Source organism: Paenibacillus sp. PK1-4R, from assembly GCF_030369595.1.
In the GTDB taxonomy this organism is placed as follows: Bacteria; Bacillota; Bacilli; order Paenibacillales; family Paenibacillaceae; genus Paenibacillus.
In genome coordinates, this window is sequence record NZ_CP126535.1 from 5,144,630 (window position 1) to 5,159,436 (window position 14,807).

A 14,807-nucleotide genomic window follows, 5' to 3' on the forward strand; every position below is an offset into this window, starting at 1 on the left:
AAAAACAGCAGCTTTACCGGATTACATTCCGGTGAAGCTGCTGTTTCATTTTTATGGTTAAGCTTTAGCAGTGAACAACAAGTCTTTTTCTTTGATCGTCGTGCGACCAGCAGACTCAATGGACTCATACTGATGCATGTTTGTAATAATGACTGGTGTAATCGTTGTATAACCGGCTTTTTCGATCTGTTCCCGGTCGAACTCCATCAGTACATCACCTACAGATACCTTCGCACCTGCTTGAACTTTAGGAGAGAAGAACTGACCTTTCAACTTCACGGTATCAATCCCGATATGAATCAACATCTCTGCGCCTGTATCACTTACCAGACCAATGGCATGTCCACTCTTCGATAACGAAAACACGGTTCCGTTGATCGGAGATACAACGCGGCCTTCAGATGGTTGAATCGCGAATCCTTTACCCATAATCTCTTCAGAGAACGCAGGGTCTGGCACTTCGCTCAGCGGTTTAACTTCACCTGTGATCGGGCTGAATACTTGCTCATCTTGTGCTTTTGCTTCTTCAGTTACAGCAGCAGAAGTTGTTGCTGCTGTTGCCGGCTCAGCTGCTGGTGCAGCTACTGGCTCCGATGCAGTTTCTTCTTGGAAGCCCAAGATATACGTAATGATTGCTGCTGCTACGATGGCAATCAAACCACCAACCAGAGCATAAATCAATGTGCTAATTGCTGGACTGACAAATGCCGCAATACTCGGCAGACCCGCAAGTCCTGTAATAACATACGATTTAACATTGAAGATCCCCATAAATGCACCTGCGATAGCTCCACCGATAAGTGCTGCAATAAACGGTTTTTTGAACTTCATGTTGATACCATACATCGCTGGTTCCGTAATCCCCATAATAGCCGTAAGACCTGTGGAATAGGCAAGGGATTTGGTTTTGCTATTTCTCGATCTGAGACCTACACCAAATGCTGCACCACCTTGTGCCAAGTTAGCTGCAAACATCAGTGGAATAATAAAGTCGTAACCCAGTGTTGTCATTGAACCTACAACGATTGGCAGCAACGCATAGTGCATACCTGTAATGATCAGCAGTGACATCGTACCACCAATCAGAATACTTGCGAAGATGGACATATTGTCGAACAACCATGAAATACCACCAGACAAACCATTACCAAGAACCGTACCCAGTGGTCCAACAGTCATCAACGTCAGTGGAACCATAATTAACAGGGTAACTGTTGGAACAATGAGTAACTTAAGTGAAGCATGTACAACACGATCAACGGCTTTTTCTACATATGAAGCAATCCAAACTGCTAGAACAATTGGAATAACTGTAGAAGAATACGTTGCCGCTATGACTGTAATCCCCATAAAGGATGAGTTGTGACCATCGGCCAGCAATGCTGTAATGGTCGGGTGCATAATACCCGCAGCAAGCGCCGCAGCAATATACATATTACTACCCAGCTTACGTGCAGCACTAATCGCCAGAATGATTGGCAGGAAGTAGAATGCACCGTCACCGATTGCAGACAAAATGATGTAGGTCGAACTGGTATCGGACAACCATCCAACTGCGACAAGGATGGCCACGATCCCTTTGATCATACCTGCACCCGTAATCGCAGGCAGAATTGGTGTAAACATACCTGAGATGAAGTCGAACAGCGCACTTATTGGATTTCTCTTTTTCTTTTCTCCAGTTGAAGCACCGGATGAGGCATTATCTGCGGTTGGTGATTTGGACATGTTGCCAACGAGTGCGTTATACACGATAGGCACATCGTTACCAATGATAACCTGGAACTGTCCACCGTTCTCCATCACGCCCATAACGCCTGGTGTATTTTTCAGCGTCGCTTTGTCCGCTTTTTGGTTGTCATTCAGGTTAAATCTGAGTCTTGTCATACAGTGTGTGACTTGATCGATATTCTCTTCGCCACCAACAAGCTTCAAAATATCCTTGGACAATTGTTGTTTATCCATTGTGTTTTGCTCCTTTTATGTGTAATGAAGGTTAAAAAAAAACCTAAACACTGAATAATGACAAAGCAGAAAAGCTTATCATTATTCAACGTTTAGGTTTTGCCTTTTTAGCAGTAACAATCCCAACTTTATTCAATTGTTTGTTCATTTCTGACAACTCGTTCAATATGAATGGTCAGATACAGTATTTCTTCCTTGGACAACACCCGATTATAGATCTTACGCGTATAATCACTGATCCTTACTGCACATGCATGTGCTTCCGGATACTGCTTGCTCACCAAGTCATGAAGCGGATTATCTTCTTCTTTATCTTCAATCGCCGTTCCTTGCAACACACGTTGGGCAAAGAACTTCAGATGAGTTAAAAATCGATAATAACTCAATGAATCTTCATCAAGTTCAATCACAAAGCTACGTCTTACGATGTTAAGTATGTCCTTAACAATGTTTGTAATACTGATCGTTTCCCTCATCTCACCGTTCATCTGGGCATTAACCAGATGCATTGCAATGAATGCGCATTCGTCTTCGGGTAGCAGGACCCCTAATGTTTCCTCAATAATCTGTAGCGCCTTGAGTCCAATGGCATATTCCTTCCGGTACATGCGCTTGATCTCCCAGAACAATGCGTTACGGATCTGCAATCCTTGACGATGTCGATCAATGGCAAAATGAATATGATCCGTCAGTGAAATGTAGATGCTTTCATGCAGCTTCTCACCTAACACCGTCTCGGCATAACGGATAATCTCATCCGAGCACTCGACATATTCAACCGGGATATCAGACAGAAGTGTTTTAAGTTTCTGTGATACTTCCTTACTTTCAAGCGAGAATATTTTTTCGACGAGACTCTCGTCTATCAATTCACCAGTATGCTTTTTGAAGGCAATTCCACGTCCCATAACGACCAGTTCGTTTCCTCCCGGATCAATTACGGTAACTACGTTGTTGTTCAACACCTTCTCAATTTTCATTTCTTCACATCACCTTGCACCGTCAAAGTAGTAAAAGGCAAAACCAAAGCAGGTCACGAAATATGCCCCGCCTCTGGTTTTGCCTGATTGAACAGTAACAATCCAGTATTCATTAGCCTTAGGCCCATCTTACCATATAATTATCCATATGACAATGTTTTTGTGAAAGCGGTTAATGTGCGTTAATGTGACAGATGAAGGTGCTTGTAGAACTATGCTCTAAGAACTAGCATTTACGCGTTGTTGTTCTTAAGACTTGCGCCATTGGTACTAATAACTTCTTTGTACCAATGGAATGATTTTTTCTTGTAACGATCCAATGTTCCGGAACCGTCATTGTTGCGGTCTACATAGATGAAACCATAACGTTTCTTCATTTCTGCTGTTGAAGCACTTACCAGGTCAATACAGCCCCATGACGTATACCCCATCACTTCTACGCCATCCTCAAGAGCTTCGCCCACCTGTACCAGATGGTCATTCAAGTATTGAATACGGTAATCATCGTTCACCGTTTTATTGCCATTTTCGTCCGTGATCAGCTCATCTACTGCACCCAGACCATTTTCGACAATAAACAATGGTTTTTGATAACGGTCCCAGTATTTGTTCAAGGTTACGCGCAGTCCTTGCGGATCGATCTGCCAGCCCCACTCACTCGCTTTGAGGTACGGGTTTTGTACACCCGCGAACAAGTTTCCTTTTCCTTCGATACGTTTCTCGGGATCACCTGTCTCACAGATACTTACATAATAACTGAACGAGATAAAGTCTACGGTATGCTTCAAAATTTCAGCATCGCCGTCTTCAAACTTGATATTGATATTATTTGCTTTGAAATAACGATTAATGTATTTCGGATAATAACCACGGGCATGGATATCAGCAAAGATATCATTGCGTTGTTCAGCATGCATCGCTGCAACCACATCATCCGGGTTAGGAGTCAGCGGATACGTAGGCATGCTCAATACCATACAGCCGATTTTGGCTTCAGGCATAATTTCATGACCCAGTTTCACTGCGAGCGCACTTGCTACCAATTCATGATGGATTGCTTGGTACAGATCCTGTTTGGACAGTTCTGCTTTTGGCGTATAGATCCCGCCGCTCATGAATGGCTCCTCCAGAATGGAGTTGATTTCGTTAAACGTCAGCCAGTATTTCACTTTGCCTTTGAAACGGTTAAATAGCACTGTTACATAACGCTCGTAGAACTCGATCATTTTACGGTTAACCCAGCCATCATACGTTTTGGACAAATGCAGTGGTGTCTCATAGTGAGAGATCGTTACGAGTGGTTCAATCCCATATTTATGGCATTCATCGAACAGGTCATCATAGAATTGCAGACCTTTCTCGTTTGGTTCCAATTCATCTCCCTTAGGGAAGATACGGGACCACGCGATAGATGTACGGAATACTTTGAAGCCCATTTCAGCAAACAGTTTAACATCCTCTTTATAACGGTTATAAAAGTCAATCCCGATCAGTTTCAAGTTATCTTCTGTAGGTGCTTCCGTTCTAGGCGTTGTAATCCCGTGTGGCATTACATCTTGAACAGACAGACCTTTGCCATCTGTATTATAAGCTCCTTCAAGTTGGTTGGCTGCTACAGCGCCGCCCCATAGGAAGTCTTTCGGAAATGGTGTAGTCATATCAATCATTCCTCTCTAAATTAACGATATTTTCATTCTTTGTCTAAATGCAATACTCTATCCTTTGCCAACAGGAAAAAGCGGACAATCTCCAACTAAAAGGGCCATCAGGAAAATTAGATTCCTTCCATGCCTACTTTCGCGTTAGGTTTTGCCCGCTTTTTATGCGGTAACAATCCTGAAAACGAGAATTCTACAGCTGCTCACCATTGCTGGAAATTACGTTTTTGTACCAGTCGAATGAATCCTTTTTGGAACGTTTGAGTGTTCCGTTACCTTCGTCATCCAGATCCACGTAGATGAAACCATATCGTTTGGACATTTCGGAAGTGGACATACTCACAAGGTCAATCGGGCCCCATGCTGTGAATCCAATCAGATCCACACCGTCTTTGATGGCTTCTTTCATTTGTTCGATGTGTTTTTTCAGGTAATCCACTCGATAGGAGTCATGGATCGAACCGTCTTCTTCAACACGGTCATATGCACCCAGACCATTTTCTACGATGAACAATGGTTTCTGGTAACGATCCCAGAAGTTGTTCAGGGTTACACGCAGACCGATCGGATCGATCTCCCAGCCCCAATCGGACGCTTCCAGATAAGGGTTTTTCACGCCGCCAGTCAGGTTACCCGATGTTTCTTCCTTGTCTGCGGATGCAGATTTGGTTACGGACATGTAGTAACTGAAGGAGATGAAATCAACGGTATTGTTCAGCAAGATCTCGTCATCGCCTGCTTCTTTTTGGATCACGATGTCGTTTTCTTCAAAATAACGAGCCATGTAGTTCGGGTATTTACCACGAGCATGCATGTCCGTGAAGAAGAGGTTGATCTGATTCTCGTGTTGAGCCAGACGAACATCTACCGGATTACATGTTGCTGCATAGGTTTCCATACGAGCAAGCATACAACCCACTTGGGAACCAGGGATAATCTCGTGAGCAAGCTTCGTAACCAATGCACTTGCTACAAATTGATGATGCAGCGCTTGATAAGTTGTTTGCAGTTTGTTGTCCACTTTATCGATCAGAATGCCGCCGCCAGTGTACGGGCTGAACAGCATGACGTTAATTTCATTAAACGTCAGCCAGTATTTCACTTTATTTTTATAACGGTTGAATACCGTTTCTGCATATCGAACATAGTGCTGGATTACTTCACGGCCAGCCCAGCCATTATATTTTTGCGTCAAGCCAAGCGGTGTCTCATAGTGAGACAGTGTAACGAGCGGCTCGATGCCATATTTCAACAATTCGTCAAATACTTCATCGTAGAATTTCAAGCCAGCTTCATTTGGCTCTTGATCATAACCGTTCGGGAAAATACGTGCCCAGTGAATGGACAAACGGAATACTTTGAAGCCCATTTCAGCGAACAATGCAATATCTTCTCTAAAGTGATGATAGAAATCGATACCAAAACGTTTCGGGAACCGTTCTTCGATTTTGCCGGAGAGGATCTCTTCGATTCGGGAAGAGGAAATTTCCATGGCATGTCCGCCTGTACGCTTCTCCTTGGGAACATGAGCGATCATGTCCGCTGTGGAGAGGCCTTTGCCGTCCTTATCGAATGCACCCTCCAATTGATTGGCAGCTGTAGCGCCGCCCCATAGGAAGTTTTCGGGGAATCCTTTTTTTGCCGTGGTCATGAACAACAACCTCTTTTCGAAATTTATTTTGGTTTTTCCAGGTAAAACATTGTGTAATTTAGAGCAGAAAACAAGAAAAACCTAAACTCAAGGTAAAATAGCACCAAAAAAAGGAGCCTTCATTTCACCATCAGTTTAGGTTTTGCCTGTCTTCACAGTTACAATCCATCAAAAGATGTTATTGCATATTCTGTTGTGTTTGCTCTTGTAATGTAAGCGTAACATATCTATTTTGCAAAATCAACTTCACTGGATCATATAATCGTTTGCACACTCTCAACATCGAAAAAATCAACGCGGCATACGCATAATCGCTGCCCTTAATGCCTGCGCTCCTTCCTCCGTTTCCAGGTAAACAGCGGGACTTTGGTCCCCTAAAGCCGGGATATCTTTCGCCATCCATTCAAAAGCGTACTCCCCCATTTCACACAAAAGCACCCGACTTATATCCGCCGGAATTCCTTGTAATCGCGCACGTTCTACCCACGCGGGGTCCAACTTTTGTCCAAGTTCTTCAAACAGTTCGGAAAATGAGTCCCAGCTTGTCTGATCAAACTCGCTTGAATAAATACCTTTCATACTCATGTAATTTCACTCCCCATATCGCCATTTGTAACCCTGTGGTCCTATTTAACACAATTCATCCTTAAGCCGCTTGAAACCACTTCAGTAACAGGTAGACTTAATTTTAAATGTTTTTCGGGGGAAAGAACAGTCTAGGAGGATTCAATAATGACTCATGAAGATAACACAGCTGGTTGGGATGCGATTGATCAATCCATGCGTGAATTGTATGGGGAACAAGAGCCAAAACACTACGGCACTGCCCTTCCGTATATGCTCGGTGGTCCTGATCCACTCGATGGCATTAGCGTTTATGAAGTGAACACACCTATGCCTCACTGGCATTTTGTCACCTATGGTTTCTCTGAATTATATGAAAAAGAGATGCAGGATGCATCCAAAAGCGGGTATGGATTCGAACTCACATTTCGTCTTACACGCACTGAAGAAGAAACTGAACCGCCAGCCTGGGCGCTGAATCTGTTACAGAATGTAGGACGATACGTCTTCAACAGTGGAAATATCTTTCAGCCAGGAGATTACATGGACGCTAATGGCCCCATCTGCCTGGAGTCCGATACTTTGCTGACTGCGCTCTCCTTTATAGAAGACCCGGATCTACCCGCAATCTCTACGCCTAATGGTTCAGTGCAATTTATTCAGATGGTAGGCATTACAGGTCGGGAACTGGAAATGATTCAAAGCTGGAATGCTCGTGGATTCCTGTCTGCCTCCTCCATGTTCATGCCCAAATATGTGACGGATCTGATGAGAAATTCGTACGCAGATATTCCTTCGGTTATACAAGCGGTTGAGGATGGAATTGAACAGGACGGGTCCAGCACAGCGTTTTTATTCATACAACAACTGGGCTGGGAGTCTCCTCGCAAAAAATTGCTGCAAAAAGCGATTCCGGCCAAACTCCAGCTCGGAGCCAAACAAGCTGTATTAGTTGGCACCATCCTTCGTAGCCGAATTTCGAAAGGTACCTCTCTATCCTTGATCGGACCTGATACTAATATTCTGTTTGAAGCAGGAGAACAACCAGCCGTATTGGAATCGGACAGACAAGTTACCCTGACGGTGAACAAACAAATTGTTGAGGAGCTGGCAAAGAACCTTCGCCCGGTTGAAGGAACATTCGAGATAACTTCATTGGATCATATTATCATTCAGATTGTTAGAACAGAAATCAAGGACCAGGAAGGACACGTCATTCAAACGATTGGATGAGAACATTCTCAAGTTCGATATAAGAACTACCTTTCTATCTAACGACTGTGCAGCAAGGAGGAACAACATGCCTGCCATTAGATTTTCTACAAGACACGAAGAGTCCCCGACTTGTTCGCATGCAGCAGGAACGGCTCCGTTCGACTATTTACCAAAATCCAGTCTGGACAGGCTTCGTAAAAACAATCATTTCCTGATTCATGCATTCCAGAACAGTATCTCGGTTATCCAAGAGAATTTAACGGGCACTTATCTTTTTCTACTCACAGATACGGACGGTGTGTTACTCACCATGGATTACAGTTCAGATCTTGAAGCTGTAGTAGAACATTCCCCCATTCGTCCGGGCATGTTCTTCACTGCAAAGAGCTGTGGAGTTAACGCCATATCAGAAACGATGGATAACAATAAACCTGTACTTCTGCTGCCCGAGCAGCATGAAAGTCCTTATTTTCAAAGCTGGCATTGTTACGCCGCACCTCTGTCCATGGAATCCCAACATTTTGGTTATCTGGATGTGTCCACCATTAACGCGGATATGCAGGGTGAACTGATTGCTATTGCCAAGTTGATTCCTGCATATATGCAGAACTGTTATCAGAGTCAACAGACTGCTGAACTGTGCGACAAACCGGCAGTGGAGTTCACCGAGCGTCAGTTAACCATCCTGGAGATGATAGCCGGAGGTCTCACGGTAAAAGCCATTGCTTCGAAATTAAAGATCAAGGAATGCACCGTGAATCATCACAAAAAAGTGATTTTTAACAAATTAGGTGTGCAATCCAGCACAGAAGCTGTTTCAATTGCCAGCCGAATGTCTTATGTATAGAAGACCCCTATAGATTCCTATAGGTAGTATATGAGAACGTTTGTGCTACAATTTAGGAAACAGGCAACATGTAGAGAGAGAGAAACAAACACACGATATTTCAGGAGGGTAATATGACAATTCCAAAAAAAGCTTCTTTATTCGCCATGCTCATTATGATTATGATGGTTGCAGCCGCTTGCGGTGACAAAGCAGATAACACAGCCGCAACAAATGACCCTACTCCAACAGAAACAACAACTGGTACTGGTTCTGAACCAGCGAATACAGAAGAAACAGAGAACACAGAACCAGCAACCGAAGAGTCCAAGGAAATCGATAATTCCCAAGACGTTGAACTGGGGACGACGGAAAAAGGTTCTTACACCAATGACTATTTCGGCGTATCTCTGAAACTCCCGAAAGCATGGGTGTTCCAGGATGCTGAAGGCATGAATGAGCTGACAAGTGCTTCAACCGAAGCGATTGCTGGTGATGATGAAACAAAGAAAAAACAAATTGAACTGTCTCAGACCAAAACATTGAATCTGCTTATGGCTTCAAAGTACCCATTGGACGGAGGTCAAGTTGGCCCTTCCGCTATAGCTATTGCTGAGAAAGTAAGCTTGTTGCAAGGTATTCGTACAGGTAAAGACTACCTTGAAGCAACCAAGAAAGTCATGGTGGATAGCCAGTTCCCTTACGATTATAAGGAAATAACAACGGAAACCATCGGTGGTAAAGAGATGGATCTGATGCAAATCACGATGGATCCAGGTGACGGTTCAACCGTTACTCAAGATTACTATAGTACAATTATTGAAGGATATGCTTTCAACTTCATCTTCACTTACATGGATGATAAGACCAAAGCCGAGATTGATACCATCAAAAAATCGGTTCAATTCAAATAATCGCTTTTGATTACTGCCATTATACGAAGATATAACTCAACCCCGATAACGATCTGTGGAGATCATCGTCGGGGTTCTTTTGTAGTTCAAAAGACTATATACTGCACTAGCTAGATATAGCTACCCAGTGGCCTTCGGTGATTTCTATCCACTTGGAATGTTCCAGATTATAACGGTCCTCTACTTCAACATTTTCTCTAGCTGTTTCTTTGACAACATGTCTCTTTTTCTTCGCTTCTACCGCTGGGTCAGGCACAGGAATAGCAGACAGCAATGCCTTGGTGTAGGCATGTTGCGGGTTGGAATAGAGTTCTTCACTCTCGGCCAGCTCTACAATTTTCCCGTTATACATGACAGCCACTCGATCACTGATATGTTTTACCATGGACAAGTCATGCGCGATGAAGAGATACGTCAATCCGAGTCGCTGCTGTAACTCTTCAAGTAATTGTACGATCTGAGCCTGTATCGACACATCCAGTGCAGACAACGGCTCATCACATACGATGAATTCAGGTTCCACAGCCAGAGCTCGTGCAATACCGATCCGCTGTCTCTGTCCACCCGAGAATTCATGTGGATAACGCTGCGCATGGGTAGGATCAAGACCCACCATCTCCAGTAGTTCCTCCACCCGCTTCTCCCGCTGAGATGCTGTACCTGCAAGTTGATGAATATCAAGCGCTTCTCCAATGATATCCATAATCCTCATTTTGGGATTCAGAGATGCATAGGGGTCTTGGAAAATAATCTGCATATGTCTGCGCATCGTTTTCATCTCTGAAGCTGACAGACGATTGAGCGGGACTCCTTTAAACAGTACATCTCCACCTGTTGGCTCATGCAACCGCAGAATCGCACGCCCCGTGGTTGATTTTCCGCTGCCGGATTCCCCTACAACGCCGAGTGTCTCTCCTTGACGAATATGGAAACTGATATCATTCACAGCCTTTAAGGTATTGCCTTTCCCCAGATTAAAATGTTGTCTGAGTGATTTCACCTCAAGCAACGGCTGATCATCCTCAAGATCTCTCGGAACCAATGATGCCGGTTTCGGCTTTTTCTTCTGATCCAGACGTGGTAATGCATTCAGAAGTCTAATCGTATACGGGTGTTTGGGATTAGCAAAAATCTCTGTTGTAGTCCCGGTTTCCACAATCTGTCCTTCTTTCATAACAACAACCCGATCACACATGCCTGCCACTACGCCCAGATCATGCGTGATCAGAATAATCGATGTACCCAGTTGGTCCTGCATATCTTTCATCAAATTCAGAATCTGAGCTTGAATTGTAACATCCAGTGCGGTTGTCGGCTCATCGGCAATGAGCAATTCAGGACGACAAGCAAGTGCAATACCAATCATGACCCGCTGGCGCATGCCTCCGGAGAATTCGTGCGGATACTGGTTGTAGCGTATTTCGCTGCGAGTTATCCCCACCCGCTCCATCATGGCAATCGCCTGTTTCTTGGCTTCCTTTTTGGACACCTTCTGGTGTTTGATGAGACTCTCGGAGATCTGTTTCCCCACTTTAATGGTCGGATTAAGAGAACTCATCGGGTCTTGAAAGATCATGCCAATATCACGCCCACGGATGCTTTCCATCTCTTTCTGCGTTTTATTGGCCAAGTCGACCCCTTTAAAAAGAATCTCTCCTTTTTTCATCTGTGAAGGCGGCGATGCAAGCAGCCTCATAATGGAACGTGCAGTTACACTTTTTCCGCTGCCTGATTCGCCTACAATGCCCAATGTCTCGCCTTTGCGCACTTCAAAACTCACTTCTCGCACTGCCTGAAACTCACTCTCTCCTGAGTGAAAAGAGACAGATAGATCATTAACTTTCAGTAAAGGTTCCATGTCATCACCAGCTCTCATCCGTTTTTTCACATTCACTCATCTCATATGTATACCATTTAATTCCTTGACAATTGTTTAGACCCTAAATAATATATACTATATCAATCGGAATAATGCAATTTAAACCTGAATGAAAGGAGGCACGCTTGGTTTGAATCTTGCAGAAAGCAGCAGACTCTCGCGGTTGGTGCACAATTTAAGTTTTATTTATGGCAAAATGCTGCTTCATCCTTCCTACCGATATGTTCTGTTCATTCTTGGATTACCGATCAATCTGGTCGTGTTTCTAATATGGCGTTCGAATCGAAAAAATGATGGCTGGGTAGCTGCCAGGCAGACGGCTGAGCAAGAACTGCTCGCTTCTTCCTATCGGAACAAGCTGAAGTTGGAAGTGGAAGAACAGCTGCGTCGCAAACATCGTTTTTTCCAGCAGCAGGTCAGTGAGGGAGAATTCACACGTCAGACCGAGGAATGGTTGGAAGAAAGTGTTCAGGCAGAGTTGAAGGAGCGGACGTCCCGCATACTTCAGGAAAAGGGAAGTCACCGTCTTACGATGGCCGATACATTCCACACCCTTATCGAAAAACCATGGTTTTTCGCGATATCGATTATTCCCGGCTGTCTGATGTATGGCATCCTGTTTTTGTATGGAAATCCTTATCTAAAGTACATATTTGAAAGAATACTGATGACGGTATTTGTCATTCTGGGCGTAGCAACACTCGTATTTACGATTTTGTATCTGTCTCCGTTCAACCCGGCAGCTAACATTCTCGGAGAGACAGCAACGCAGGAACAGATTGCAGCATTCAATCAGGTGTATGGCTTGGATCAGCCTTATCTTACACAGCTCTGGAACAATATTAAGGGAGTTGCTTTCTTCGACCTTGGCAAGTCTTTTGCAGGAAATGAAGACGTAACAGCAACGATTGCAAGGAAGTTTCCGATTACATTGACCCTCGCGGTCATCTCCCTGCTGTTAGCACTTGTCATTGCATTACCCATCGGTATTATCTCAGCGATTAAGCCTAATTCATGGTTCGATTATACATTTATGTTTATCGCTCTGATTGGATTATCGATCCCGAATTTCTGGCAAGGACTTATTTTCATTCTGAACTTTTCGATCAAACTGCAGTGGCTTCCCGCCACCTTCAACCCGCAGAACTGGCTGTCGATCATTATGCCAACCATTGTGCTGGGCACGGGACTTACGGCTGCGGTGGCACGAATGACCCGGTCTTCTACCCTGGAAGTCATTCATGAGGATTATGTCATGACTGCCCGCGCAAAGGGGTTAAGCGAACGTCAGGTCATGCTGAAACACGCTGTACGTAATGCATTGATTCCAATTGTAACGGTGGTTGGACTTCAATTCGGAGCCATGCTGGGCGGGGCAGCAGTGACGGAGAAAGTGTTTAATATAAGCGGTCTCGGCAGCTACATTGTGGATAAACAATTTATCCCCGATATTCCGAGTATCATGGGCGGAGTAATCTACACAGCCATTACAATCTCCATTATCAATGTAGCGGTTGATCTGCTGTACGCTTTTATTGATCCAAGAGTGCGCTCCAAGATGAAACAATATTAAAGTGTGTGTTGAACTACCTCTTAAAGCAGGTGTATTATGACAAACTCGTCCTTAACACAAGAAATGCGTTTCCGACTTAAGTCTTCTCGAGAATACAGTCAGGCAAGCTTCGCCTGGATCACGTCCCTTCTCTTGACTGCCTTGTTGCTGTTCAACAGTTATGACTGGAGCGGACAGACGTTCAAACCATTTCTGCTAACGATACTTGGGATCTATGTATTCTTCACACTGGTCCAGAGTGTCATCACCCTTCGGATTCGAAAAGACTTGATCCGTACCGGTACGGTCTCTGTTCTAACTCGCAGGTTAGCTTGGGTTCAGCTACTTGCCATCATTTCAGGCAATATATTTATCGTAACGGCAGCCTTTCATCTGATTCGAAAAGCGAGGAATGTGGAGTATACCTTTGCGGTGTATATGCTGTTAACTCAGTTGTTCGTCATCGGTGTATCTGCGTTAAATGTTTTCAAACCCTATGTGGCTGATCACTTTCTGCCAGCCATGGCGGTGCTCATATTTATTCTGATCATCGACCTGGTCGTACTGTTTATCGTATCCCGATATAACGCGACCTCTATCCTCCCTCGCTGGATGATCGGTGTCAGTGTAATACTGATTCTGACCTCCATCACTGGTAATGTATTTGCACTATTGCTCGGCATTTCCATCATTGGACGCATTCGCAGACAGGGGAAACAAAAATCAAACTTCTGGAACGATCTGTGGGAGCGCCTTGCTCCGAATATGACTGCCATGTCCGGTTTGTTTTTTATCATTTTTCTGTTCTCGATATCGATCTGCAGCTTTTTTACCTTTGACTACAGCATGGCTGTGGAAAATAACTACTCGGCTCTGCTTCAACCGCCTTCCCTTGCGTATCCCTTGGGAACGGACGACTTCGGACGATGTTTATTTTCCCGGATTGTATTTGGTGCCCGGATCTCCTTAATCGTAGGTTGCATGTCGACCATCATTCCTGTATTGATCGGCGGAGTCCTCGGAGCATTCTCCGGTTTCTACGGAAGGCATACGGATAACATCATCATGCGGCTGCTTGATATTCTCTATGCCATTCCGGGAATTCTGCTCGCCATTGCCATTATTGCGGCGTTTGGAGCCAATACGGTCAATCTCATTCTGGCGCTGAGTCTGGGTTCAATTCCAACCTACGCCCGTACGATGAGAGCCAGTGTGCTCTATGTATCCACTTTTGAATTTGTGGAAGCTGCACGTGCACTGGGGTACAACAATCGTACGATTATTTTCAAACACATTATTCCCAACTCCCTTGCGCCCATGATTATCAAGTCCACACTCACGATTGGTGGAGCGGTTATCGCTACCAGCAGTTTGAGTTATCTGGGACTCGGCGTGGAGCCGCATATTCCGGAATGGGGTAACATTCTGAAGCTCGGCAGTACATACCTGGAGACCCACTCTTATCTGGCGATTTATCCAGGCTTGGCTATTATTCTGCTGGTTCTTTCGTTTAACTTTCTCGGTGACGGTCTGCGTGATGCGCTTGATCCCAAGCTGGAAAAGGCATAAAAGATTCGTCATTGAAATGAATGATATAGAAAAA

Annotated in this window: 11 protein-coding genes; 5 read left to right on the plus strand and 6 right to left on the minus strand. The window is 44.4% G+C overall.

Features of this window, described 5'->3' with window-relative positions; all coding sequences use genetic code 11:
* Positions 1-57: 57 nt before the first annotated feature.
* From QNO02_RS22315 to QNO02_RS22335, 5 genes are all read right to left on the minus strand, one after another.
* On the minus strand, positions 58-1,965 hold the full coding sequence (locus QNO02_RS22315; RefSeq protein ID WP_289390022.1) for a beta-glucoside-specific PTS transporter subunit IIABC: 1,908 nt from the start codon (positions 1,963-1,965) through the stop codon (positions 58-60).
* Between the two features lie 128 nt (positions 1,966-2,093).
* Positions 2,094-2,945, minus strand: a complete 852-nt coding sequence (gene licT / locus QNO02_RS22320) for a BglG family transcription antiterminator LicT (protein ID WP_289390024.1) — start codon at positions 2,943-2,945, stop codon at positions 2,094-2,096.
* 233 nt (positions 2,946-3,178) lie between these two features.
* The gene (locus QNO02_RS22325; protein WP_502921837.1) at positions 3,179-4,603 is read right to left on the minus strand and encodes a glycoside hydrolase family 1 protein; all 1,425 of its coding nucleotides are present in this window, start codon (positions 4,601-4,603) and stop codon (positions 3,179-3,181) included.
* 193 nt (positions 4,604-4,796) lie between these two features.
* Positions 4,797-6,254, minus strand: coding sequence for a glycoside hydrolase family 1 protein (locus tag QNO02_RS22330; protein WP_074096040.1), 1,458 nt, complete (start codon positions 6,252-6,254; stop codon positions 4,797-4,799).
* A gap of 291 nt (positions 6,255-6,545) precedes the next feature.
* Positions 6,546-6,839 (minus strand): MbcA/ParS/Xre antitoxin family protein, encoded by a 294-nt coding sequence (locus QNO02_RS22335; protein WP_289390025.1) that lies wholly within the window; start codon positions 6,837-6,839, stop codon positions 6,546-6,548.
* 147 nt (positions 6,840-6,986) lie between these two features.
* On the opposite strand from QNO02_RS22335, the gene QNO02_RS22340 reads away from it, so the two are divergent.
* The 3 genes from QNO02_RS22340 (at position 6,987) to QNO02_RS22350 (ending at position 9,773) form a co-directional block, all read left to right on the plus strand.
* Positions 6,987-8,051, plus strand: coding sequence for a suppressor of fused domain protein (locus tag QNO02_RS22340; RefSeq protein WP_289390026.1), 1,065 nt, complete (start codon positions 6,987-6,989; stop codon positions 8,049-8,051).
* 67 nt (positions 8,052-8,118) lie between these two features.
* A complete protein-coding gene (locus QNO02_RS22345; RefSeq protein ID WP_289390027.1) occupies positions 8,119-8,880 on the plus strand; it encodes a LuxR C-terminal-related transcriptional regulator in 762 nt (253 codons plus the stop codon).
* 113 nt (positions 8,881-8,993) lie between these two features.
* On the plus strand, positions 8,994-9,773 hold the full coding sequence (locus tag QNO02_RS22350; RefSeq protein WP_289390029.1) for a hypothetical protein: 780 nt from the start codon (positions 8,994-8,996) through the stop codon (positions 9,771-9,773).
* Positions 9,774-9,879: 106 nt separating this feature from the next.
* Here QNO02_RS22350 and QNO02_RS22355 read toward each other — a convergent pair whose 3' ends face one another.
* On the minus strand, positions 9,880-11,631 hold the full coding sequence (locus QNO02_RS22355; RefSeq protein ID WP_289392856.1) for an ABC transporter ATP-binding protein: 1,752 nt from the start codon (positions 11,629-11,631) through the stop codon (positions 9,880-9,882).
* Positions 11,632-11,782: 151 nt separating this feature from the next.
* Here QNO02_RS22355 and QNO02_RS22360 point away from each other — a divergent pair, with 151 nt between their 5' ends.
* Positions 11,783-13,225, plus strand: coding sequence for an ABC transporter permease (locus QNO02_RS22360; RefSeq protein WP_289390030.1), 1,443 nt, complete (start codon positions 11,783-11,785; stop codon positions 13,223-13,225).
* A gap of 36 nt (positions 13,226-13,261) precedes the next feature.
* A complete protein-coding gene (locus QNO02_RS22365) occupies positions 13,262-14,773 on the plus strand; it encodes an ABC transporter permease (RefSeq protein ID WP_289390031.1) in 1,512 nt (503 codons plus the stop codon).
* Positions 14,774-14,807: the final 34 nt, after the last annotated feature.